The organism is methanotrophic endosymbiont of Bathymodiolus puteoserpentis (Logatchev) (genome assembly GCF_900128525.1).
Taxonomy (GTDB): domain Bacteria; phylum Pseudomonadota; class Gammaproteobacteria; order Methylococcales; family Methylomonadaceae; genus Methyloprofundus.
This window is the reverse complement of the sequence record NZ_FQTQ01000064.1, coordinates 15,254-37,010: the sequence shown is the minus strand read 5'-3', so window position 1 is coordinate 37,010 and position 21,757 is coordinate 15,254. Positions and strand designations below refer to the sequence as shown.

Below are 21,757 nucleotides of genomic sequence, written 5' to 3'. Positions count from 1 at the left end.
TAAGATCCTACCTTACCAACGATAATGAGAGAATGCTTTATTTGCTTCAGCCATTCTGTGCGTATCTTCACGCTTTTTAGAGGCCGACCCACGACCTTCAACAGCATCCATCATTTCACCAGCCAATTTCAATGGCATATTTTTTTCATTTCTCTTACGCGAAGCATCGATCAACCAACGCATAGCCAATGCGACACGACGAGTTGGCCTAACTTCGACAGGAACCTGATAAGTTGCTCCACCCACACGTCTTGATTTAACTTCAACACGAGGCTGAATATTTTCTAAAGCCTTAGTGAAAACCTCTAATGGCTCAGCATGACCTTTACTTTCAATCGCTTCAAGTGCACCGTATACAATTTTTTCAGCAACTGATTTCTTACCATCAACCATAACCATGTTCATAAACTTAGTTAAGGTAGTACTTCCATATCTTGGATCTTGTAAAACGTTGCGTTTTATCGCCGCTCTTCTTCTTGACATTTAATTCACCAACTTATTTCTTAGGTTTTTTTGTGCCGTACTTAGAACGACCACATTTACGACTAGCCACACCTGAAGTATCTAAACTTCCGCGAACTACGTGATAACGAACACCCGGCAAATCTTTCACTCTTCCACCGCGTATCAACACAACACTATGCTCTTGCAAATTATGCCCTTCACCGCCAATATAACTACTAACCTCTGCCCCACTAGTTAGTCTTACACGAGCTACTTTACGTAAAGCTGAATTTGGTTTTTTTGGTGTTGTTGTATAAACTCGCGTACAAACGCCCCGTCTTTGAGGACAAGCCTCAAGCGCAGGTACATTGCTTTTTTCTGCCTTTCTAGCGCGCGGCTTACGAACCAACTGGTTAATGGTAGCCATAAGTTAAATTACTCCGTCTTGCATATTTCTGCCGAGTACGCACATAAGCGTACTACAATTATTTATAATAACTCTATTGAGCAGGACATTTTATATGCCCTGCTCATGTAAAGTCAAGATTTATATTACTATTCCGCATTTAAGGCTTGTTTTAATGCCTCTTCTGCATCTACAACCGCATCTGAAGTTTTCACTTCCTCCGAAGCATTCATCGACACTTCTTGCTTTAATTGACGTTTTCTTCTTGCTTCATGAAATGCTAGTCCTGTTCCTGCAGGAATTAAACGCCCTACAATTACATTTTCTTTAAGTCCATATAGCGGATCTTTCAATCCTCGAACAGCCGCATCAGTTAAGACCCTAGTTGTTTCTTGAAAAGATGCTGCAGATATAAATGATTCCGTTGCTAAAGATGCTTTAGTAATACCTAATAAAATAGGATCATAACTAGCAGGAACTTTCCCATCCGCCTCTAACTGATCATTTATGACCTTAACAGCCGCTTTCTCAACTTGATCACCTTTCGTATAATTACTATCTCCTGCTGCTGTAATCTCAACTTTACGCAGCATTTGACGAATAATCGCCTCGATGTGCTTGTCATTAATTTTCACACCTTGTAAACGATATACATCCTGTATCTCTTTTACTAAGTATGTTGTTAACTCGGTCACACCACGCAAACGCAAAATATCATGCGGCGTTAACTCACCCTCAGCAATAGTCTCGCCCTTATCAACAAATTCACCCTCAAATACCGTAATATGTCGCCATTTAGGCACTAAAGTCTCATATTGCTCGCCTTCAGAGTCAGTAATAATAACTCTTTGCTTACCTTTTGTTTCCTTACCGAAACTAACCGCACCGGTTGCTTCAGCCAAAATAGCAGGATCCTTAGTTTTTCTCGCTTCAAATAAGTCTGCAACTCTTGGTAAACCCCCTGTAATATCACGCGTTTTACTGGATGCTTGAGGAATTCTTCCCAATACATCACCGACCTGAATTTCAGCACCGTTCTTTACCGCAACAATGGAACCGGATGGCAACACATATTGCGCAGTTAAGTCAGTATTCGGCAACATAATTTCTTCGCCATCATCTGTAACCAGCCTAACTAATGGACGCAAATCCTTCCCTGCACTTACACGCTGCTTAGGATCCAACACAGTAACTGAACTTACCCCTGTCACTTCATCTGAGACCTCCTGAACAGATAGTCCAGGCTCAAAATCTATCAACTGCACGAACCCAGCAACTTCTGAGACAACCGGATGAACATGCGGATCCCAACTAACAACAATATCACCAGCTTTTACTTCACTGCCATCGCGGCAAGTTAACTCAGCTCCATACGGAATCTTGTATTTCTCTTTCTCACGACCATATTCATCCATAACCCCTACTTCCCCTGACCTCGAAACGGCGATTAGATTTCCTTCGCGATTCTCTACAGTTTTTAGGTTGTGCAATTTAATTAAACCATTAGATTTAACCTGAACATTACTAATCGCAACTTGTCGAGATGCAGCACCACCAATATGGAAAGTACGCATAGTTAACTGTGTACCTGGCTCGCCAATAGACTGTGCAGCGATAACACCAACCGCCTCACCACTATTAACCATCTGACCACGACCTAAGTCACGACCATAACATTTAGCACAAACGCCATGCCGATTATCACAAGTGATAATCGAGCGAATATACACATCATCAATACTATTTTTTTCTAAGTCAGCAACATATTGCTCATCTAATAAAGTACCATCAGCGACAACCAACTCACCGGTCATTGCATTTAATACATCACCAATAACAACTCGCCCTAAGACTCGCTCCGACAATGACTCAACAACATCTCCACCTTCAATGATTGGCGCCATTAACATACCATTAGTCGTACCGCAGTCAACGCCATTGATAACTAAATCTTGAGCAACATCAACCAACCTACGCGTCAAATAACCTGAATTCGCTGTTTTAAGTGCCGTATCAGCCAAGCCTTTACGCGCACCATGTGTTGAAATAAAGTACTGCAACACATCTAAACCTTCTCTAAAGTTCGCTGTAATAGGTGTTTCAATAATAGAGCCATCTGGCTTCGCCATCAAACCACGCATACCTGCAAGCTGACGAATCTGCGCCGCAGATCCTCTAGCCCCTGATTCAGCCATCATAAATACTGAGTTAAATGATTTTTGCTTTAAAACAACACCATCATCATCAATTACTTCATCCGTCCCTAAAGCATCCATCATCACTTTAGCGACCTTCTCATTGGCATGCGACCAAATATCAACAACTTTATTATAGCGTTCCCCATCCGTCACCAAACCAGATGCATATTGACTCTGGATTTCAATAACCTCCTTTTCAGCCTCCGATAGAATTTGCGACTTCTCTGCCGGAATCTCCATATCATTAATACCGAATGAAATACCTGAACGCGTTGCATATTTAAAACCAAGATACATAATCTGGTCTGCCAGAACAACCGTACTTTTATTACCTAAATGACGATAACTATAATCTAGCAAGCGCGAGATATTCTTCTTAGTCATATCGCAGTTAACAACATCAAATGGCATACCATCAGGTACAACATTCCAAATTAAAACTCGGCCTACTGTTGTTTCAATACGCGTAATACTGGGTTCCAACTCACCGGCATCATTCTTAACTTGCTCAGTAATTCTTACGAGAATCTTTGATTGCAGCTCAACAGCTTTAGCATCAAGCGCCCTCATTACCTCATCTGCATTACTAAAATAAGACCCATCACCTTTAGCTTTTAATTTTTCACGGCTCATATAATACAAACCTAATACGACATCCTGAGATGGATTAATAATTGGCTCACCATTCGCTGGGGACAGAATATTATTAGTCGCCATCATTAAGGTGCGACATTCAATCTGAGCTTCAATTGATAGTGGTACATGTACCGCCATCTGATCCCCATCAAAATCAGCATTAAATGCACTACATACTAATGGGTGTAAATTAATCGCCTTACCTTCAATTAAGGTAGGCTCAAACGCCTGAATGCCTAGTCTGTGAAGAGTTGGCGCTCTATTAAGCATAATTGGATGCTCATGAATAACCTCTTCAAGAATATCCCAAACCTCAGCACTCTCACTTTCTACCATTTTCTTGGCAGCTTTAATTGTCGTCGCTAAACCACGCAATTGTAACTTACTAAAAATAAAAGGCTTAAATAACTCTAATGCCATTTTTTTAGGTAAGCCACACTGGTGCAATCTTAAAGTCGGCCCAACAACAATAACTGAACGCCCTGAGTAATCAACTCGCTTACCTAATAAGTTCTGCCTAAAGCGCCCTTGCTTGCCTTTAATCATATCGGCAAGCGATTTCAACGGTCGCCTATTGGTACCCGTGATCGCACGACCACGCCGACCGTTATCCAACAGCGCATCAACTGATTCTTGCAGCATTCTCTTTTCATTACGGATAATGATATCAGGCGCACTCAAGTCTAATAAACGATGCAATCGATTATTTCTATTAATAACACGTCTATATAAATCATTTAAATCAGACGTTGCAAAACGTCCACCATCCAATGGAACTAACGGCCTTAATTCAGGCGGCAATACCGGCAATACATTCATTACCATCCACTCAGGGCGGTTAGAAGAACCTAGCAATGACTCAAGAACTTTCAATCGCTTAGAATACTTCTTAATCTTAGTCTCTGAGTTAGTGCTATTAATATCTTCCCTTAACTGATCGACCTCAGCCTTAATATCGATTGACTTTAATAATTCATAGATAGCTTCCGCACCCATTTTGGCTATGAAATCATCACCATACTCCTCAAAGGCATCTAGATATTCTTCATCGGTCATTAATTTCTTTCTTTCTAAAGGCGTCATACCCTCATCAAGAATTACAAAGGACTCAAAATACAAAACACGCTCAATTTCGCGCAGTGTCATATCTAATAGCAGTGCAATGCGCGAAGGCAGGGACTTCAAAAACCAAATATGTGCAACTGGACTTGCTAGCTCAATATGTCCCATGCGCTCACGACGCACTTTGGATAAAGTCACTTCTACGCCACATTTCTCGCAAATTACACCACGATGTTTCAATCGCTTGTATTTACCACATAAGCACTCGTAATCACTGACTGGGCCAAAAATTTTGGCACAAAACAAACCATCACGCTCTGGCTTGAAAGTACGGTAATTGATTGTTTCTGGCTTCTTTACTTCACCATAAGACCACGATCTAATTTGATTTGGTGACGCTAAACCTATGCTGATTTCATCAAAATCAGCAGATTTATTTTGGCGTTTTAAGAAATTTAATAAATCTTTCAAGAGCTTATCCCCTTAGTTTGTTATCTGGCCTAACCAGAACTCGTTAACCATTCTTTACTTAATAAAATAAGTGCTATTGCACTTCAATATTAATAGCTAATGAGCGAATTTCTTTAAGTAATACATTAAATGATTCAGGCATACCTGCCTCCATTTGATGATTACCATCTACAATGTTTTTATACATGCGAGTACGACCTGTCACATCATCAGACTTAACGGTTAACATTTCTTGCAAGGTATAAGCCGCCCCATAAGCCTCAAGCGCCCAGACCTCCATTTCACCAAAACGCTGACCACCAAACTGAGCTTTACCACCTAAGGGCTGCTGAGTAACTAAGCTATATGGCCCTGTTGAGCGCGCATGCATTTTATCGTCAACTAAATGGTTCAACTTTAGCATATGCATATACCCCACCGTCACATCACGCTCAAATGCATCACCAGTTAAACCATCATACAAAGTTGTCTGGCCGCTTTCTGGTAAGTCAGCGAGTTTAAGCATATAGCGAATTTCCTCTTCACTTGCACCATCAAAAACAGGCGACGCCATTGGCACACCGGCAACAAGATTTTTTGCCATCTCAATAATTTCAGCATCCGAGAAAGAATCTAAATCTTCACTTTGACCACTACTGTTATAGATTTTATCCAAATAATCTCTTATATCTTTGACCGCTGCTTGGGCCTCGAGCATTTTACCAATTTTAATGCCCAGTCCTTTAGCTGCCCAGCCTAAATGAGTCTCCAGTACTTGCCCTACGTTCATTCGCGAAGGCACACCTAATGGGTTCAAAACAATATCAATCGGCGTTCCATCAGCTGTAAACGGCATATCTTCAATAGGGTTAATTCTTGAAATAACCCCTTTATTTCCATGTCGTCCGGCCATTTTATCACCCGGCTGAATACGTTTTTTAACAGCTAAATAGACCTTAACCATTTTCAATACACCCGGTGCTAAATCATCGCCCATAGTGATTTTTTTACGCTTTACCTCAAACCTTTCATCAAATTCTTTACGTAACTTAACGATTTGCGCATTCAGACCTTCAAGCTGCACATTAAGTTCTTCACCCTCCATTTTGATATTCGGCCACTCAGAATGCTTAACTGAATTTAAATACTCTTGAGTTATAACCGTTCCAGATTTCAGGCTATTAGGCCCTGACAATGCTTTTTCACCGATAATCAATGTAGCTGTACGCTGATAAATATCTTTCTCTACAATAGCTAACTGATCATTTAAATCTTTCTTATAACTTTTGATCGCAGCTGCTTCATTAGCTAAAGCACGCTTATCTTTTTCTACGCCATCCCGCGTAAAGACTTGTACATCAATAACCGTGGCACGAATACTACCTGGCACTCGCAACGACGTATCTTTAACATCGGCTGCTTTTTCACCAAAGATTGCTCTGAGTAACTTTTCCTCCGGTGTAAGTTGCGACTCACCTTTAGGGGTAACTTTACCTACTAGGATGTCACCGCCTTTAACTTCAGCACCGACATAAACAATACCTGACTCATCCAATTTAGATAAAGCTTCTTCACTTACATTAGGAATATCCGCAGTAATTTCTTCTGGACTATGTTTTGTATCACGTGCAATACAGGTTTTTTCTTCAATATGAATCGAAGTAAAACGATCTTCTTTGACGACACGCTCTGAAACAAGGATTGAATCCTCGAAGTTATAGCCATTCCAAGGCATAAAGGCAATCAGCATGTTTTGTCCTAATGCCAACTCCCCCATATCAGTAGAAGGTCCGTCAGCCATAATATCACCAGCGGCAACAATATCACCCGGCTTAACGAGTGGCTTTTGATTAATACATGTATTTTGATTTGAACGCACATATTTAATTAAATTATAAATATCTACGCCCGCTTCACCAGTTTCAGTTTCAGCATCACTTACACGCACTACGATTCGGCTCGCATCGACAGTTTCAATACGTCCACCACGTGCTGCAACAACTGTTACCCCTGAATCTTTAGCAACCGTACGCTCCATTCCTGTTCCGACAATTGGCTTTTCTGCTCTTAAAACAGGTACTGCTTGACGCTGCATATTAGACCCCATCAAGGCTCTGTTTGCATCATCATGCTCTAAAAACGGTACGATTGATGCGGCTACAGATACAATCTGCTTTGCCGATACATCCATATACTGCACAGAGTCAGAGGACAATAAAGTAAACTCATCTCTATAGCGACAAGATACCAAACCCTCAACTAACCTACCATTATCGTCTACCGGAACACTGGCCTGAGCAATAACAAAGGTACCTTCTTCAATTGCTGACAAATAGTCAACTTGCTGAGTAACTAGACCATCGACCACTTTACGATAAGGAGTTTCCAAAAATCCATATTCATTAGTACGTGCATAAACAGCCAAAGAGTTAATCAAACCAATATTTGGTCCCTCTGGCGTTTCAATTGGGCATACTCGCCCATAATGAGTTGTATGCACATCTCGAACTTCAAATCCAGCTCTCTCTCTCGCCAAACCGCCAGGTCCTAAAGCCGATACACGTCGCTTATGAGTTACCTGAGACAATGGATTATTTTGATCCATAAACTGTGACAACTGACTAGAACCGAAAAATTCTTTTACGGCTGCAGAAACAGGCTTAGCATTAATAATTTCTTGTGGCATCAACCCCTCAGAGTCAGCCAAAGTCAAACGTTCCCTTACCGCTCTTTCAACTCTAACCAAACCAACTCTAAATTGGTTTTCAATCATTTCACCCACTGATCTCACTCGGCGATTACCTAAGTGATCAATATCATCAACAACACCATTACCATTTCTAATGGCAATTAATTCATGCAATACAGCAATAATATCTTCTTTACTTAAAGTGCCAGCACCAACATCACCTGCAATATTTAAACGGCGATTAAATTTCATTCGCCCTACAGCTGATAAGTCATACCTTTCCTCCGTAAAAAACAAGTTATTAAACAGGTTTTCTGCTGAGTCTTTTGTTGGCGGCTCGCCAGGACGCATCATACGGTATATTTCAATCAACGCCTCTAAACGATTAGTCGTAGAATCTAAACGCATCGCATCTGATATATATGCACCACGATCTAAATCATTTACATAAAGTGTCTGAATTTCAGTAACACCTTCCGCAATTAACTTATCTAGTAATTCTTCTGTTATTTCGTCATTTACCTTGGCAATTAACTCGCCGGATGACTCATCTATGATATTAGTTGCTAGGACACTACCTAGCAAATAATGCCTAGGAACATCTAAACGCTCAATATTAGCCTTATCCATTTTTCTAATATGTTTTGCAGTAATTCTTCTCCCTTCTTCAACTAGCACTACGCCGTCATGCTTAAGGTCAAATGTTGCTATCTCACCTTTTAACCTTTCAGGAATTAAATGCAATTTGATTTCTTCACTACCAATACTATAAGTATTAAATTCAAAGAACATTTTAATGATTTGTTCATTGTCATAACCCAATGCACGCAATAAAATTGTTGCAGGGATTTTACGACGACGATCGATTCTAACGAAAATACAATCCTTATGATCAAATTCAAAATCTAACCATGAACCACGATATGGAATCACTCGTGCATTGAGTAGTAACTTTCCTGAAGAGTGTGTTTTACCCTTATCATGGTCAAAAAATACACCTGGGCTACGGTGCAACTGAGAAACGATAACTCGTTCTGTACCATTGATTACAAAGGTGCCATTTTCCGTCATTAACGGTAATTCACCCATGTAAACTTCTTGTTCCCTGATATCTTTAACAACCTTCGTACTACCTGGTGCGTCTTTATCATAAATAACCAAACGCGCAACAACTCGTAACGGCGCAGCAAAAGTTGCACCACGCTGCTGACACTCACGCACATCAAATACAGGTTCGCCTAAATTGTATTTAACATATTCTAAAACAGCATATCCAGAATGACTCTCAATCGGAAATACACTGGAAAATGCCGCATGTAAACCAGCATCCTGTCTTTTTGCTGGCTTTACGCCTGTCTGTAGAAAGCCTTCATAGGATTTGATTTGCGTTTCAAGCAAATAAGGAACTTCTAATGCCTCGTTTGCTTTTCCAAAATTATTTCTGAGGCGTTTTTTTTCAGTAAAAGAGTAAGCCATATTACTTCCTTATCCTTTTCAAGTGTAGGTGTTGAATTCAGGTCATTAAAAACAGTAAAAGGCCGATGACTACTTAAGTAATCACCAGCCCATATCACAGTTACTGCTTAGAGTATTTTATCAAAATTATTTAATTTCGACAGAAGCTCCCGCTTCTTCTAACTGAGCTTTAACTGCTTCAGCATCTTCTTTGCTTACACCTTCTTTTAATACAGTAGGACAACCTTCAACTGCACCTTTTGCTTCTTTCAAGCCAAGGCCTGTAATTGCACGTACTGCTTTAATAACAGTAACTTTATTAGCACCAAAAGATGTCATAACAACATCAAAATCAGTTTTTTCTTCTGCAGCTGCAGCATCACCACCAGCCGCTGGGCCTGCAGCAAGAGCTGCCGCTGATACGCCAAATTTCTCTTCCATTGCAGAAATCAAATCAACGATTTCCATTACAGTCATATTAGATACTGCTTCCAAGATATCTTCTTGTGAGATAGCCATTCGTAATTCCTCAAATATTAAGTTGTAAACTGGTTATAAAAGCTTATTCTGCCGCTTCTGACACTACTTCTGTTTCACTTTCTGCACTTACCGACCCTTCTTCACGCTGCTCTTTTAAAGCAACTAAAGTACGAGCTAGTTTTCCTACAGGAGCTAACATCAACGCCATAATCATACTAATACCTTGATCACGCGTTGGTAGACTTGCTAGTCGTGCCAATTCAGAACCATCGTATGCTTGGCCATCAATTGATACAATTTTAGCTATCAGCTTTTCATTTGTTTTCGCAAAATCATTGATTAAACGACCTGCAGATCCCGGATCTTCCATCGAAAAAGCTAGAATTAATGGTCCAACCATTTTTTCTTGCATGCATTCAAATTGAGTTCCAGCAACCGCACGTTTTGCCAATGTATTTTTAACTACACGCAAATAAACACCTGTTTCTCTTGCAACTACCCGTAACTGAGTTAATTCAGCTACAGTTAGCCCACGATATTCAGCTGCAACAGCAGAATGCGCTTTAGCAGCGTATGGAGCAACTTCCTCTACGACAGCTTTTTTGCCATCTAATGCTAAGGCCACAATTTTCTCCGTTCTTACTGATTTTCATCAGTTTTATAAAACACATCTTAGTAGATGCACCCCAACGGGTTCTTCACCAGTTTCCTAGTTACAGCTCCCATCTACGTAGGCGTTTATTTAAGCATTACGCACCTACGGTCTTTGATGGCTACCAACAAAGCTGGCAACCAAAACTTTTACTTCAGGAATGAGGGTTTTATAACTTATTCATTCTGACTTATTTTTTATCTGTACTCTGTTTTCGCGCCTTAAATACAAACAAAAATCCTGTATCATAATGCCTAAGTTATTCTCCTCCACTCCTTAACATTCAATACTACTTAAATCTAAAGTCACACCAGGCCCCATCGTAGTCGACAAGCTGATTTTCTTTAAATAAATACCCTTAGCTGCACTAGGTTTAGCTTTTACTAAATCAGCCACAACTGCTTCCAGGTTTGTTTTGATGTCTTCTGCGGTAAAATCAATCTTACCTACTGAACAATGAATAATACCAGCTTTGTCAGTACGGTAACGAGCTTGGCCTGATTTCGCATTACGCACTGCACCTGCTACGTCTGGCGTCACAGTACCAACCTTAGGGTTGGGCATTAGACCTCTTGGTCCTAATACTTGGCCTAATTGACCAACAACACGCATTGCATCAGGAGAAGCAATAACAACATCAAAGTCCATTTGACCTTTTTTAACTAGATCAGCCAAATCCTCCATACCAACAATATCTGCACCTGCTTCTTTTGCAGCTTCAGCGTTTGGACCTTGCGTAAAAACCGCTACTCTCACTGTCTTTCCTGAGCCTTTAGGCAATACAGTTGCACCTCTAACATTTTGATCAGATTTTCTTGCATCAATACCTAAATTAACACTTAGGTCAACAGACTCAGAAAATTTAACTGTTGAAAGTTCTTTTAATAATTTAATCGCTTCAGCGAAAGGGTATTGACGTGTTGGATCAACTTTTTCTATAGCAATTTTTGCTCTTTTAGATAACTTAGTCATTATAAACCTTCCACAACAAGGCCCATACTACGGGCGCTACCAGCAATTATTTTTACTGCAGTTTCAAGATTTGTAGCATTCAAATCTTCCATTTTAGTTTTCGCAATGTCTTCTACTTGAGCAAGAGTTACCGTGCCTACTTTTGTCTTATTAGGGACTGCACTACCACTAGTAATACCTGCTGCTTTTTTCAATAAAATTGAAGCTGGTGGTGTTTTAGTAATGAACGTGAAACTTTTGTCACTGTAAACAGAAATTACAACTGGAATTGGTAACCCTTTCTCGATATCTGCAGTTTTTGCATTAAATGCTTTACAAAACTCCATAATATTCACACCATGCTGACCTAATGCAGGCCCTACTGGTGGACTAGGATTTGCTTCGCCTGCTTTAACTTGCAGCTTGATATATGCTGAGACTTCTTTAGCCATTATATGCTCCTACTCGGGTACTAGCGCCTTTCAGCTCCCCATAGATAAAAAATCCCCATCATTATGATGAGGACCGTTTTGATTTTCAATACACGTGGATGCTTAAACTTTTTCTACTTCATTAAATCCGAGCTCTACTGAAGTCGACCTTCCAAAAATTAAAACTGAAATTTTTAATTTGTTTTTTTCGTAGTTAATTTCTTCGATTTCACCATTAAAATCTTTAAATGGCCCATCATTAACTCGAACAACTTCACCAACCTCAAATAAAACTTTAGGTCTAGGCTTATTAACACCCTCTTCTACCCTATTTAAAATCCTTTCCGCTTCTTGGTTTGATATAGGAGCAGGCCGTTCTGAAGTACCACCAATAAAACCTAAAACTCTAGGCTCATCCTTAACTAAATGCCATGTTTCATCAGTTAATTCCATTTGCACCAATACGTAGCCAGGGAAAAACTTTCTTTCACTTTTCCTTTGCTGACCCATGCGCATTTCAACTACTTCTTCAGTCGGAACTAGAATTTTACCAAAAAATCCTTCTAAACCTTCTCTTTGAATTTTCTCTTCTAGTGACTGCTTTACTTTCTTTTCATAATTTGAATATGCATGAACAACATACCAACGAATGGCCATTCTTTAACCTCTTTAACTTGTCAGCGATGTTATCGACCAAAATAAAAACGTATCCAGTATCCACATAATAAAGCCAACAATGATTACCATTGCAAATACCATTAATGTGGTTTGGGTTGTTTCAGACCGTGACGGCCAAACCACCTTCCTCACCTCTTGTTTCGCCTCACGCGCAAATGCTAAAGACCTTTGCCCTATAGATGTAGTCAGCATAATAGCTAATGACATTGCCACAACTGCCACTACCCCAAGAACTCTATATAACTGCAGATACTCTGAGAAATAATAAAAAGCGACTACACCCGCACATAATAGTACAAGAGACAAGAAATATTTAAGTACATCTCCGCCAGATGTAGCTTCATTTGCCTGAATATTCATTTACTGGATTTTATTTGAGAAATACTTTGAAATATAAGTTATGCGTGTGGCAGGCCAGGAGGGACTCGAACCCACAACCCGCGGTTTTGGAGACCGCTACTCTACCAATTGAGCCACTGACCTACATGCACAAACCTTTGAACGAATAATTATAACTTACTTCCTACAATTACTCAATAATTTTCGCAACAACACCCGCACCAACCGTACGACCACCCTCACGAATCGCAAAACGCAACCCTTCTTCCATTGCGATTGGCGCAATTAAGGTTACTTCTACAGAAATTTTACCATGATCAACGTGACCAATTGTCCCTACGTTAACATGTGGTTTATTACGTTCAAATTTTTCTTTAGCCATTTTATCAAGGACCTTTTGTTAAATTTAATGTTTGCAACAATCAGCAGTACTGGAGCCCATAGCTGGAATTGAACCGGCGACCTCTTCCTTACCAAGGAAGTGCTCTACCCCTGAGCTATATGGGCTTGTTTTTTTTGGAGCGGGTGATGGGAATCGAACCCACGTGATCAGCTTGGAAGGCTGGAGTTCTACCATTGAACTACACCCGCAGAATTCTTTTCTGAATGGTGGAGGGGGGAGGATTCGAACCTCCGAAGGCAGAGCCGTCAGATTTACAGTCTGATCCCTTTGGCCGCTCGGGAACCCCTCCATACAGAAACACTATTATGCTAGATATAAATTATTGTGTCAACCTTTTTTAAAGGTTTCTTATTGTGAATGCAACTCATGCATTGCAGATTCAACATTCCCAGCCAACAACAAAGGCATCAGCACAAGAAAACTTGCAAACTTAGACACTAGCAGCTCAAAATCCAGCCTAGAAAAGTCCGACAAGACATAATCAGCGATAGCTCGCGACCCTTGCGGCCGACCAATCCCAACTCTAAGCCTTAAAAAACCTTTAGAGCCCGTTGCTGCAATAATATCCCTAAGCCCATTATGGCCACCATGCCCACCACCAAGCTTAAGTTTAAGCACTCCCAGCTCAAAATCTAACTCATCATGCACCACTAAAACCTCTTCCATCTGAATCTTATAGTATTTCATTACCGCAGAAACAGACCGCCCACTACGATTCATAAAAGTAGTAGGCTTTAACAAATAGAGCTTCCTTTCCCCCACCTTCATCTCCGCCAACTCACCAAAAAAACGACTTTGCGGAGAAAAAACAGCATCCCCTGTACATATCAATTCATCCAACAGCAAAAACCCGGCATTATGCCGGGTTTTTGCATACTTTTGACCTGGGTTACCCAGACCAACAACAAGCTTAATCACTACTCACTCGCCACTTCTTCTTCAGTCGCCGCACCATCATCACCCTCAGCAGCAGCTGCATCTTCATCAGTTGCCCCTTTAGACTTCATAACCTGAGCCACAGGCAAATCATGATCTTCTCCATGAGTTAAAGCAATTATCTCAAGCCCATCAACCAAAACAAGCTGCGATAAATGAATAGACTCACCAATCTGCAACCCAGTTAAGTCGACCTCTATATACTCAGGAATATTCCCAGGCAGACACTCAATCTCAACTTCAGTCATTGAATGCATAACAACACCCCCTTCTTTAACACCAGGAGACAATTCTTCATTAATGAAATGCAAAGGTACATTTAACTTTAACTTTTCACTCATGACAACACGCATAAAATCCATATGTAAAATCTGGGTTTTTGCAGGATGCCTTTGCATATCCTTTAAGATTGCATTCTCGATCTTACCACCAACATTTAACTTCAAGATATGCGAATAAACTGCTTCATTCGCCAAACTCTTAACCACTGCATTGTGATTTAACTCAATTAATTCTGGCTCACTATTACCACCATAAATAACAGCAGGAATATTACCATTTCTACGACTAGCTTTAGCAGAGCCCGTTCCAGCAGCCACTCGACTTACAGCATTAAACTCAAATACGTTAGACATCTAACTTCTCCACACCCTACAACAACTTTAAAATACTAATCAACATACAGCGAACTAACCGACTCACCAACGGCTATCCTTCTAATTGTTTCAGCCAACATATCTGCAACACTTAACTGCCGTATCTTCCCCAGCGCTTCCGCCTCCTTATTCAGCGGAATCGTATCAGTCACCACCAACTCATCTAATTCAGAGTTACGTAAATTTTCTATCGCCCTTCCTGACAGTACCGGATGGGTACAATATGCAACCACCTTAACCGCACCTTGCTTTTTCAAAGCAGAAGCCGCACTACACAGCGTCCCAGCCGTATCTACTAAATCATCAATCATAACGCAAGTTTTACCACTTACATCACCAATTATATGCATCACCTCAGCAACATTAGCTCTAGGTCTGCGCTTATCTATAATTGCTAAATCCGCATCATCCAAACGCTTCGCCAAAGCTCTCGCCCTAACTACACCGCCCACATCAGGAGAAACAACAATTAAATCTTTATAGTTTTGACGCCAAACATCACCCAGCAATAGTGGTGACGCATAAACATTATCAACCGGTATATCGAAAAAACCTTGAATCTGGTCCGCATGCAAATCAACAGTTAACACTCTATCTGCCCCTGAAACACCGACCATTTTAGCAACTAGTTTTGCACTAATCGCCACTCGAGCCGAACGCGACCGCCTATCTTGACGAGCATAACCATAATACGGCATAACCGCAGTAATTCTAGATGCCGAAGCCCTCTTAAGAGCATCAATCATAACCAACAATTCCATCAAATTTTCATTTGTCGGAGCACAAGTCGGCTGAATAATAAAAACATCTTTATCTCTTACATTTTCCTCAATTTCCACCATAACTTCGCCATCACTAAAGCGACCCACAGTAGCCATCCCTAAACGCATACTTAATCTCCGCGCTATATCTTTCGACAGCACTAAGTTAGCATTTCCAGAAAAAACCATCATTGAAGCGTCACTCATTGAAGCATTACTCATTCAGAACACCCCACATATATGGAGTTGATTTAATACGGAAGATAAATGGCTGGGCTGCCAGGATTCGAACCTGGGTATGCGGAGATCAAAACCCCGTGCCTTACCGCTTGGCGACAGCCCATTATTTAGAAATTAAAGAGTTCACTCATTTGTTTTTGCAATGGTGAAATTGCCAATCCTTTAGCCAAATAAACTTCTCTCTTTGAATTAAGTTTATTATAAGCATCCTCTGCCGACAATTTATCATCAAATTGGACAAATACACAAGCACCCGTCCCTGTCAGCCTTGAATTACCATATTGAGATAGCTCAGCCAGAGCTTCTTTTACTTCGCCATGGATTTTCTCTACCACTTCCTGACAGTCATTTTTAACCTGCCCCGATTGGAATTCCGACATTTTGATTGATTTACTATCTCTTGTCAAACCTTTTGTCGAAAATATTTTCCTGGTGTTCACGTGGCAATCTGGCTTAACAATAATAAACCAAGCCTCAGGCAAATTTATTTCAGTTAATTGCTCGCCGACTCCCTCAGCCCAAACACTAGCGCCATTAACAAACACCGGTACATCAGCGCCTAATTTTACGCCTAACCCCATCAATCTTTGTTTAGACAATCCCAATTGCCAAAGTTGATTCAATACCACCAAAACTGTTGCCGCATCAGAGCTCCCTCCCCCTAGCCCGCCCCCCATGGGCAAGTTTTTTTCAATATCAATACAAACACCTCCTTGATAACCCGTCTCATTTTTTAGCATATTTGCTGCACGAACCGTCAAATCATCCTCTTCCTTAATACCAGGAATGGCCCTCTGTAGGCGCACTCGCCCATCGTTTGTTTTATGAAAAACCAACCCATCATCAATATCAATAATTTGAAAAACTGTCTGCAATAGGTGATAACCGTCCTCTCGCCGACCAACTATGCGCAGCATTAAGTTCAACTTTGCAGGCGCTGACCACCTTACCCCCCAACCCAACTCTGAATCTATCTGCTTGCTCATTCAAATTCCCAATTATCTACAACTAATTTCAAGTTAATTTTATCTTTTACAATCTTTACTTTATGTGGCATTTTACCCACCCGCGTAGACATAAATGAACTATATATTACTTGCCATCCCAATTGCTCAAAACCATCATCAAACCATACCACTGGCACACCCATAATCGGCACACCCACAACCCACCAACGCAAAGCCGTCACCGGCACGGCAAAACCAATTTGCTGCGCAATAAATGTATCTACATCCATAGAGGTCTGTTTGTCACCGTAACCTTTATCTATAAGTATGCCTTGCTCATTAAGCTCAATATAAATAGCTCCCAAGCCCAAAGTACCGGCTAGCTTTAATTTATCGACTGCCGACTTATGCTGCCAATTAATATTAGCCGTCATCACTTCTTGACCTTTAATTAATATGCGCCCACTCATTGTCCAGGCCGGTAAGTCTATCGAGCCCCTATTTTTTAATGCCCCCGGACGCGTACGATAAGTTTCAATTGATGAACAAGCAACTAAGCTGAACAACAACAAACCAGCTAAAACTTTGAGCATCAATTATTACCAAGCAAACGTTCTTTCACTTCAATTAACAAGCTATCACTAGGATTTTTTTGCAGCGCATCAGATAAAATTGCTCTTGCATCTCTTTGCTCCCCCATGACCCATAAGACATCTACTAAATGCGCGGCTATTTCAGCCTGAGGCTCTAAATCATATGCGCGCCGCAAATATTGATATGCCTCAGATACCTTATTAAGCTTAAATAACAACCAACCATAACTATCCATTATGATTGCATCATTTGGCTTCAGCGCCATCGCCTTATCCAAGTACACCTTAGCTTCCGCATAACGATTGGTTTTATCTGCCAAGGTATAACCCAACGCATTCAATGCACTGACATTATTTGGATTTTTCTCTAAAATATACTTTAAATCATCCTCAAGAACGTCAAGCTTATCCAATTTCTCCGCAATCAACGCTCGCGCATAAAGAATTTTATGATTATCAGCATCCTCCAGTAAAGCTGTAGTCAGTACATCAAAGGCCTTTGCATAAGCCTGCATTTGACTATAAATCTCCGACTCAATCAGCACTAAATCACTTTTTTTCTGCGGATACTCAGTTTGCATGCGCTGCACTCTAAGTAGCCCTTTTTTAAACCGTTGCTCATCCATTAAAATTAAAATTGAACTAATTCCAGCCTCATATTTATATGGGTCCGTACCAATGCCATCAAACCATTCCAATGCCTCTTTGGCATGCCTTGCCTTAGCCTCAATTCTACCTAGGTAAAATGCTGCTCTATCTCTATACGCAGGATCATCAACCAAAGCCTCTAAAATATCGCGCGCCTCCGCCTCTTTATCTACCTGCAAATACACTAAAGCTAGTTTAAACTTTAATTCATTATTTTCAGGTGCTTGCACAATTAAATCCTGCAAAACATCTTGCGCCTCATCAAAGCGCCCTTGCTGCATCAATAACTGCGCTATTTGCTCTCTTATCTGCATGCGCGGCTTTTCCGTATCAGCGCGCTGTAAAAGTTCGGTCGCTTCTGCCAACTTGCCCTGAACAATATATAGCTGCGCCTGTAATAATAAAGCCTTAACCCAATTTGGCTCAAGCACTAGCGCCTTGGCAATTTTTAACTGTGCCTGTCTATTACGTTTGCCTTGCACATCCATTAACGCTTGCACAAAATATAATTTTTCATTGCCAGGATACTTGATACTTAACGCTTCAAAAACCTGATAAGCCAAGGCTAACTCTGCCGGTTTCTGCAAGCCTTTAAGCATAGCTAAAGTATTACTCTCAAAATCACTATCATCCCGAGCTAGAATAAAGTCTAAGCTTTCAATTGCACGTGACTTATTACCTGATTTTATTGCCTCAATAGCCAGTAAATAATGGGCTTCCAAATTATCTGGATCAACCTCCATCCACAACTGCAAAGACCGCTCTAACTTAGGCATGTCTTGTAAATATACTGCAATTTTAGCTGCTCGCTTAATAACCTCGACATCCTTAATTTTATTTGCAGCCCGTAAATACCCATCTAATGCCAGTGCATACTGTCCACGCTGCCCAGCAATCTCAGCCGTCATCAACAAAAACAAGACATCTGGGTCAATTGCCGTCTTTATCTCTGGTATTTTTTTCAACTCAACCTGCGCAGCAGGCTCTATCGTTTGCTCAGCACTAGGTTGATTTTCTGGCTGCATAGCTGCACAAGCAGCAAGCATTAACGCACTAACAATCGTTACTACCTTTAAAACTATCAATGAAATTTCCTTAATTTTGAATTGCCATAACCCAACAAACGTCGTAAAACAAATTTGCTCAACGACTCAGCCACCGCTTACTGTACATATTATACGAACAATTATGCAACTTTTTTTAAAGCTTGAACCTAAAAAATAACTAACTTTATAATTTAATAAATGGGACCAATGATTTATTCCATTTGGCTAAACTCATAAAGTTCCTTAGAATAGACTATTCACTTATGATTTCAAGCTTATCCTCTAACTTTAAGAATTAACTGGCATAAATGACATTTCTCGCATTAGGTATTAATTATACAACAGCGCCGGTTTCAGTCCGAGAGCGCCTTGCGTTCCCTGCTGAAATATTAAGCGACGCAGTTAAAGAGCTTTGGCAGCAACAAACTATATCTGAGGCAGCAATTTTATCGACCTGTAATCGCACCGAAATTTACTGTACAACTCAAGATAGCGATATTTTACCTGTAGTCAATTGGATTGCCCACAATCGTCAACTAAATCAAACTGAATTTCAACCCTACTTATACGCGCATACTGACAACGCATTTATTCGCCATATGTTTCGTGTTGCTAGTGGCCTTGAATCAATGATTTTAGGCGAACCTCAAATTCTAGGGCAAATGAAAACCGCCTACCAAACAGCAAGTCAAGCAGGCACTTTAGGTAAAGAACTAGATAAACTCTTTCAGCATACCTTTTCTACAGCAAAAAAAGTACGCACTGATACGACTATTGGCTCTAGCTCCGTTTCTGTTGCCTTTGCCGCCGTACAACTAAGTAAGCAGATTTTTGATAATCTTAGCGAACAAACAGCCATCTTAATCGGTGCAGGTGAAACAATTGAACTTACGGCACGCCATTTACATCAAAACGGCATAGGTCGCATTATCATTGCCAACCGCACTTTTGATAAAGCTCATGCCCTAGCGAGTCAGTTTGATGGCTATGCTATCGCCCTATCGGAATTACCACTGCATATTGCCGAAGCGGATATTATTGTATCCTCAACAGCAAGCCAATTACCCATTTTAGGCAAGGGCTTAGTAGAAAGCGCCATTAAAAAACGCAAACATAAGCCTATTTTTATGGTTGACCTTGCCGTTCCGCGAGATATTGAGCCTGAAGTTAAAAAACTTAATGATGTTTACCTCTATACTGTTGATGACTTGCAAAATATCATTAGCGATAACCTCAATTCACGCCGCGAGGCTGCAGAACAAGCCGAAGAAATCATCGATACTAATGTCGAGCACTTTTTGTCTTGGATGAAAGTGCAAAATGTGCAGTCAACCATTGTTGATTACCGCAAACAAGCTGAACAATTGCAACAAGAAAGCTTAACTAAAGCACTTGCCGCATTACAAAACGGCGGCAACCCTGAACAAATTATGCAGCAATTAGCCCATACCCTAACCAATAAATTAACACACACTCCCTGTGTCCAGTTACGCAAAGCCAGCCAAAATGATCGCCATGACCTCATTGCCGCTGCTCGTGAAATATTCAAACTACAGAACCAGCAATGAAAGCTTCAATAAAAAATAAATTAGAAAATCTAGCAGATCGCTTTGATGAAATTGCCGCCTTACTTTCCCAACCAGAAATACAAAGTGATCAAAATAAATTTCGTGCGCTAAGCCAAGAATATTCACAAATAACCCCTCTAGTTGACTGTTATAAAAAATTTACTGATTGTGAGGAATCAATCAACGCTGCACAAGAAATGCTCAGCGAAGACGATGCGGAAATGCGCGCTATGGCAAAAGAAGAAATTGACGATGCCGAACAACAACAAAGGAAAATTGAACAAGACCTACAAATCTTATTATTACCTCGCGACCCTAACGATAACCGCAATATATTTATGGAAATTAGGGCAGGTACAGGCGGCGATGAGGCCGCGCTTTTCTCTGGTGATTTAGCACGGATGTATATGCGCTATGCAGAAAATCAGGGCTGGCAAATAGAAACCGCAAGTGAAACTCGCGGCGAACACGGTGGTTATAAAGAAATTATTTTACGTATTGCTGGACAGGACGTTTATTCCCAGCTTAAATTTGAGGCAGGCACACACCGCGTTCAACGAGTCCCCGAAACTGAATCACAAGGTCGCGTACATACATCGGCATGCACTGTCGCCATCATGCCAGAAGCGACTGAAATTGATAATATCGATATTAACCCTAGTGACTTACGCATCGACACCTTTCGCGCATCAGGCTCAGGTGGGCAGCATGTCAATAAAACTGACTCTGCAGTGCGTATTACCCATATACCAACAGGCACCGTTGTGGAATGCCAAGATCAACGTTCGCAGCATAAAAATAAAGCACAAGCGATGTCGGTATTACAATCACGTTTACTCTCAACTGAACAAGAAAAACAACACGCAGAAAACTCTGAAAACAGAAAATTACAAGTGGGTAGTGGCGATCGCTCTGAACGTATTCGCACTTATAATTACCCTCAAGGAAGAATCACTGATCATCGAATTAACCTTACTTTATATAAACTAGATGAAATTATGCAGGGCGCGCTTAATCATATTATTCAACCACTGATTAACGAACACCAAGCTGAACTACTCACTCAGCTTGGCGAAGAAGAGTAAATA

The 21,757-nt window shown here is 40.7% G+C and carries 18 protein-coding genes, 5 tRNA genes and 1 pseudogene; 2 read left to right on the top strand and 22 right to left on the bottom strand.

Annotated elements, in window-relative coordinates:
- Positions 1-12: 12 nt before the first annotated feature.
- The 22 genes and pseudogenes from rpsG to BQ7314_RS05535 form a co-directional block, all read right to left on the bottom strand.
- The gene (rpsG, locus tag BQ7314_RS05640; protein WP_174482732.1) at positions 13-483 is read right to left on the bottom strand and encodes a 30S ribosomal protein S7; all 471 of its coding nucleotides are present in this window, start codon (positions 481-483) and stop codon (positions 13-15) included.
- Between the two features lie 13 nt (positions 484-496).
- Positions 497-871: a 30S ribosomal protein S12 gene (gene rpsL, locus BQ7314_RS05635; protein ID WP_174482731.1), complete on the bottom strand. Its 375-nt coding sequence runs from the start codon at positions 869-871 to the stop codon at positions 497-499.
- A 128-nt stretch (positions 872-999) separates the two neighbouring features.
- Positions 1,000-5,217 (bottom strand): DNA-directed RNA polymerase subunit beta', encoded by a 4,218-nt coding sequence (gene rpoC / locus BQ7314_RS05630; RefSeq protein ID WP_174482730.1) that lies wholly within the window; start codon positions 5,215-5,217, stop codon positions 1,000-1,002.
- 73 nt (positions 5,218-5,290) lie between these two features.
- Positions 5,291-9,361 (bottom strand): DNA-directed RNA polymerase subunit beta, encoded by a 4,071-nt coding sequence (rpoB, locus tag BQ7314_RS05625; RefSeq protein WP_174482729.1) that lies wholly within the window; start codon positions 9,359-9,361, stop codon positions 5,291-5,293.
- A gap of 126 nt (positions 9,362-9,487) precedes the next feature.
- Positions 9,488-9,859 carry a 50S ribosomal protein L7/L12 gene (gene rplL, locus BQ7314_RS05620; RefSeq protein ID WP_217423830.1) on the bottom strand — a complete coding sequence of 124 codons (372 nt, stop codon included), beginning with the start codon at positions 9,857-9,859 and terminating at the stop codon, positions 9,488-9,490.
- 43 nt (positions 9,860-9,902) lie between these two features.
- Entirely contained in the window at positions 9,903-10,445 is a 543-nt protein-coding gene (rplJ, locus tag BQ7314_RS05615) for a 50S ribosomal protein L10 (RefSeq protein WP_174482728.1), read from the bottom strand.
- 303 nt (positions 10,446-10,748) lie between these two features.
- Positions 10,749-11,444: a 50S ribosomal protein L1 gene (rplA, locus tag BQ7314_RS05610; RefSeq protein WP_174482727.1), complete on the bottom strand. Its 696-nt coding sequence runs from the start codon at positions 11,442-11,444 to the stop codon at positions 10,749-10,751.
- A complete protein-coding gene (rplK, locus tag BQ7314_RS05605) occupies positions 11,444-11,875 on the bottom strand; it encodes a 50S ribosomal protein L11 (protein ID WP_174482726.1) in 432 nt (143 codons plus the stop codon). The genes rplA and rplK overlap by 1 nt, the downstream gene beginning before the upstream one ends.
- A 102-nt stretch (positions 11,876-11,977) precedes the next feature.
- A complete protein-coding gene (gene nusG / locus BQ7314_RS05600) occupies positions 11,978-12,511 on the bottom strand; it encodes a transcription termination/antitermination protein NusG (RefSeq protein ID WP_174482725.1) in 534 nt (177 codons plus the stop codon).
- Between the two features lie 12 nt (positions 12,512-12,523).
- Positions 12,524-12,892 (bottom strand): preprotein translocase subunit SecE, encoded by a 369-nt coding sequence (secE, locus tag BQ7314_RS05595; RefSeq protein WP_174482724.1) that lies wholly within the window; start codon positions 12,890-12,892, stop codon positions 12,524-12,526.
- A 47-nt stretch (positions 12,893-12,939) separates the two neighbouring features.
- A tRNA-Trp gene (locus tag BQ7314_RS05590) sits at positions 12,940-13,015 on the bottom strand.
- A 46-nt stretch (positions 13,016-13,061) separates the two neighbouring features.
- Positions 13,062-13,178 (bottom strand): annotated as a pseudogene (locus tag BQ7314_RS15770) (EF-Tu C-terminal domain-related protein); the annotation flags it as partial.
- A 125-nt stretch (positions 13,179-13,303) separates the two neighbouring features.
- Positions 13,304-13,378, bottom strand: a tRNA-Thr gene (locus BQ7314_RS05580).
- A gap of 10 nt (positions 13,379-13,388) precedes the next feature.
- A tRNA-Gly gene (locus BQ7314_RS05575) sits at positions 13,389-13,462 on the bottom strand.
- Positions 13,463-13,478: 16 nt separating this feature from the next.
- A tRNA-Tyr gene (locus BQ7314_RS05570) sits at positions 13,479-13,563 on the bottom strand.
- 59 nt (positions 13,564-13,622) lie between these two features.
- On the bottom strand, positions 13,623-14,192 hold the full coding sequence (gene pth / locus BQ7314_RS05565) for an aminoacyl-tRNA hydrolase (protein ID WP_174482722.1): 570 nt from the start codon (positions 14,190-14,192) through the stop codon (positions 13,623-13,625).
- Positions 14,192-14,845, bottom strand: a complete 654-nt coding sequence (locus BQ7314_RS05560; protein ID WP_174482721.1) for a 50S ribosomal protein L25/general stress protein Ctc — start codon at positions 14,843-14,845, stop codon at positions 14,192-14,194. Before BQ7314_RS05560 ends, pth begins: the two co-directional genes overlap by 1 nt.
- A gap of 35 nt (positions 14,846-14,880) precedes the next feature.
- Entirely contained in the window at positions 14,881-15,834 is a 954-nt protein-coding gene (locus BQ7314_RS05555) for a ribose-phosphate diphosphokinase (protein WP_174482805.1), read from the bottom strand.
- A gap of 61 nt (positions 15,835-15,895) precedes the next feature.
- Positions 15,896-15,970 (bottom strand) — tRNA-Gln (locus BQ7314_RS05550).
- Positions 15,971-15,974: 4 nt separating this feature from the next.
- Positions 15,975-16,853 carry a 4-(cytidine 5'-diphospho)-2-C-methyl-D-erythritol kinase gene (ispE, locus tag BQ7314_RS05545; protein ID WP_174482720.1) on the bottom strand — a complete coding sequence of 293 codons (879 nt, stop codon included), beginning with the start codon at positions 16,851-16,853 and terminating at the stop codon, positions 15,975-15,977.
- On the bottom strand, positions 16,850-17,407 hold the full coding sequence (gene lolB, locus BQ7314_RS05540) for a lipoprotein insertase outer membrane protein LolB (RefSeq protein WP_174482719.1): 558 nt from the start codon (positions 17,405-17,407) through the stop codon (positions 16,850-16,852). The genes ispE and lolB overlap by 4 nt, the downstream gene beginning before the upstream one ends.
- Positions 17,407-19,140, bottom strand: coding sequence for a tetratricopeptide repeat protein (locus BQ7314_RS05535; RefSeq protein WP_174482718.1), 1,734 nt, complete (start codon positions 19,138-19,140; stop codon positions 17,407-17,409). The genes lolB and BQ7314_RS05535 overlap by 1 nt, the downstream gene beginning before the upstream one ends.
- 269 nt (positions 19,141-19,409) lie before the next feature.
- Here BQ7314_RS05535 and hemA point away from each other — a divergent pair, with 269 nt between their 5' ends.
- Positions 19,410-20,669, top strand: a complete 1,260-nt coding sequence (hemA, locus tag BQ7314_RS05530; protein WP_174482717.1) for a glutamyl-tRNA reductase — start codon at positions 19,410-19,412, stop codon at positions 20,667-20,669.
- Complete coding sequence (prfA, locus tag BQ7314_RS05525; RefSeq protein ID WP_174482716.1) at positions 20,666-21,754, top strand: peptide chain release factor 1; 1,089 nt, start codon at positions 20,666-20,668, stop codon at positions 21,752-21,754. Before hemA ends, prfA begins: the two co-directional genes overlap by 4 nt.
- Positions 21,755-21,757: the final 3 nt, after the last annotated feature.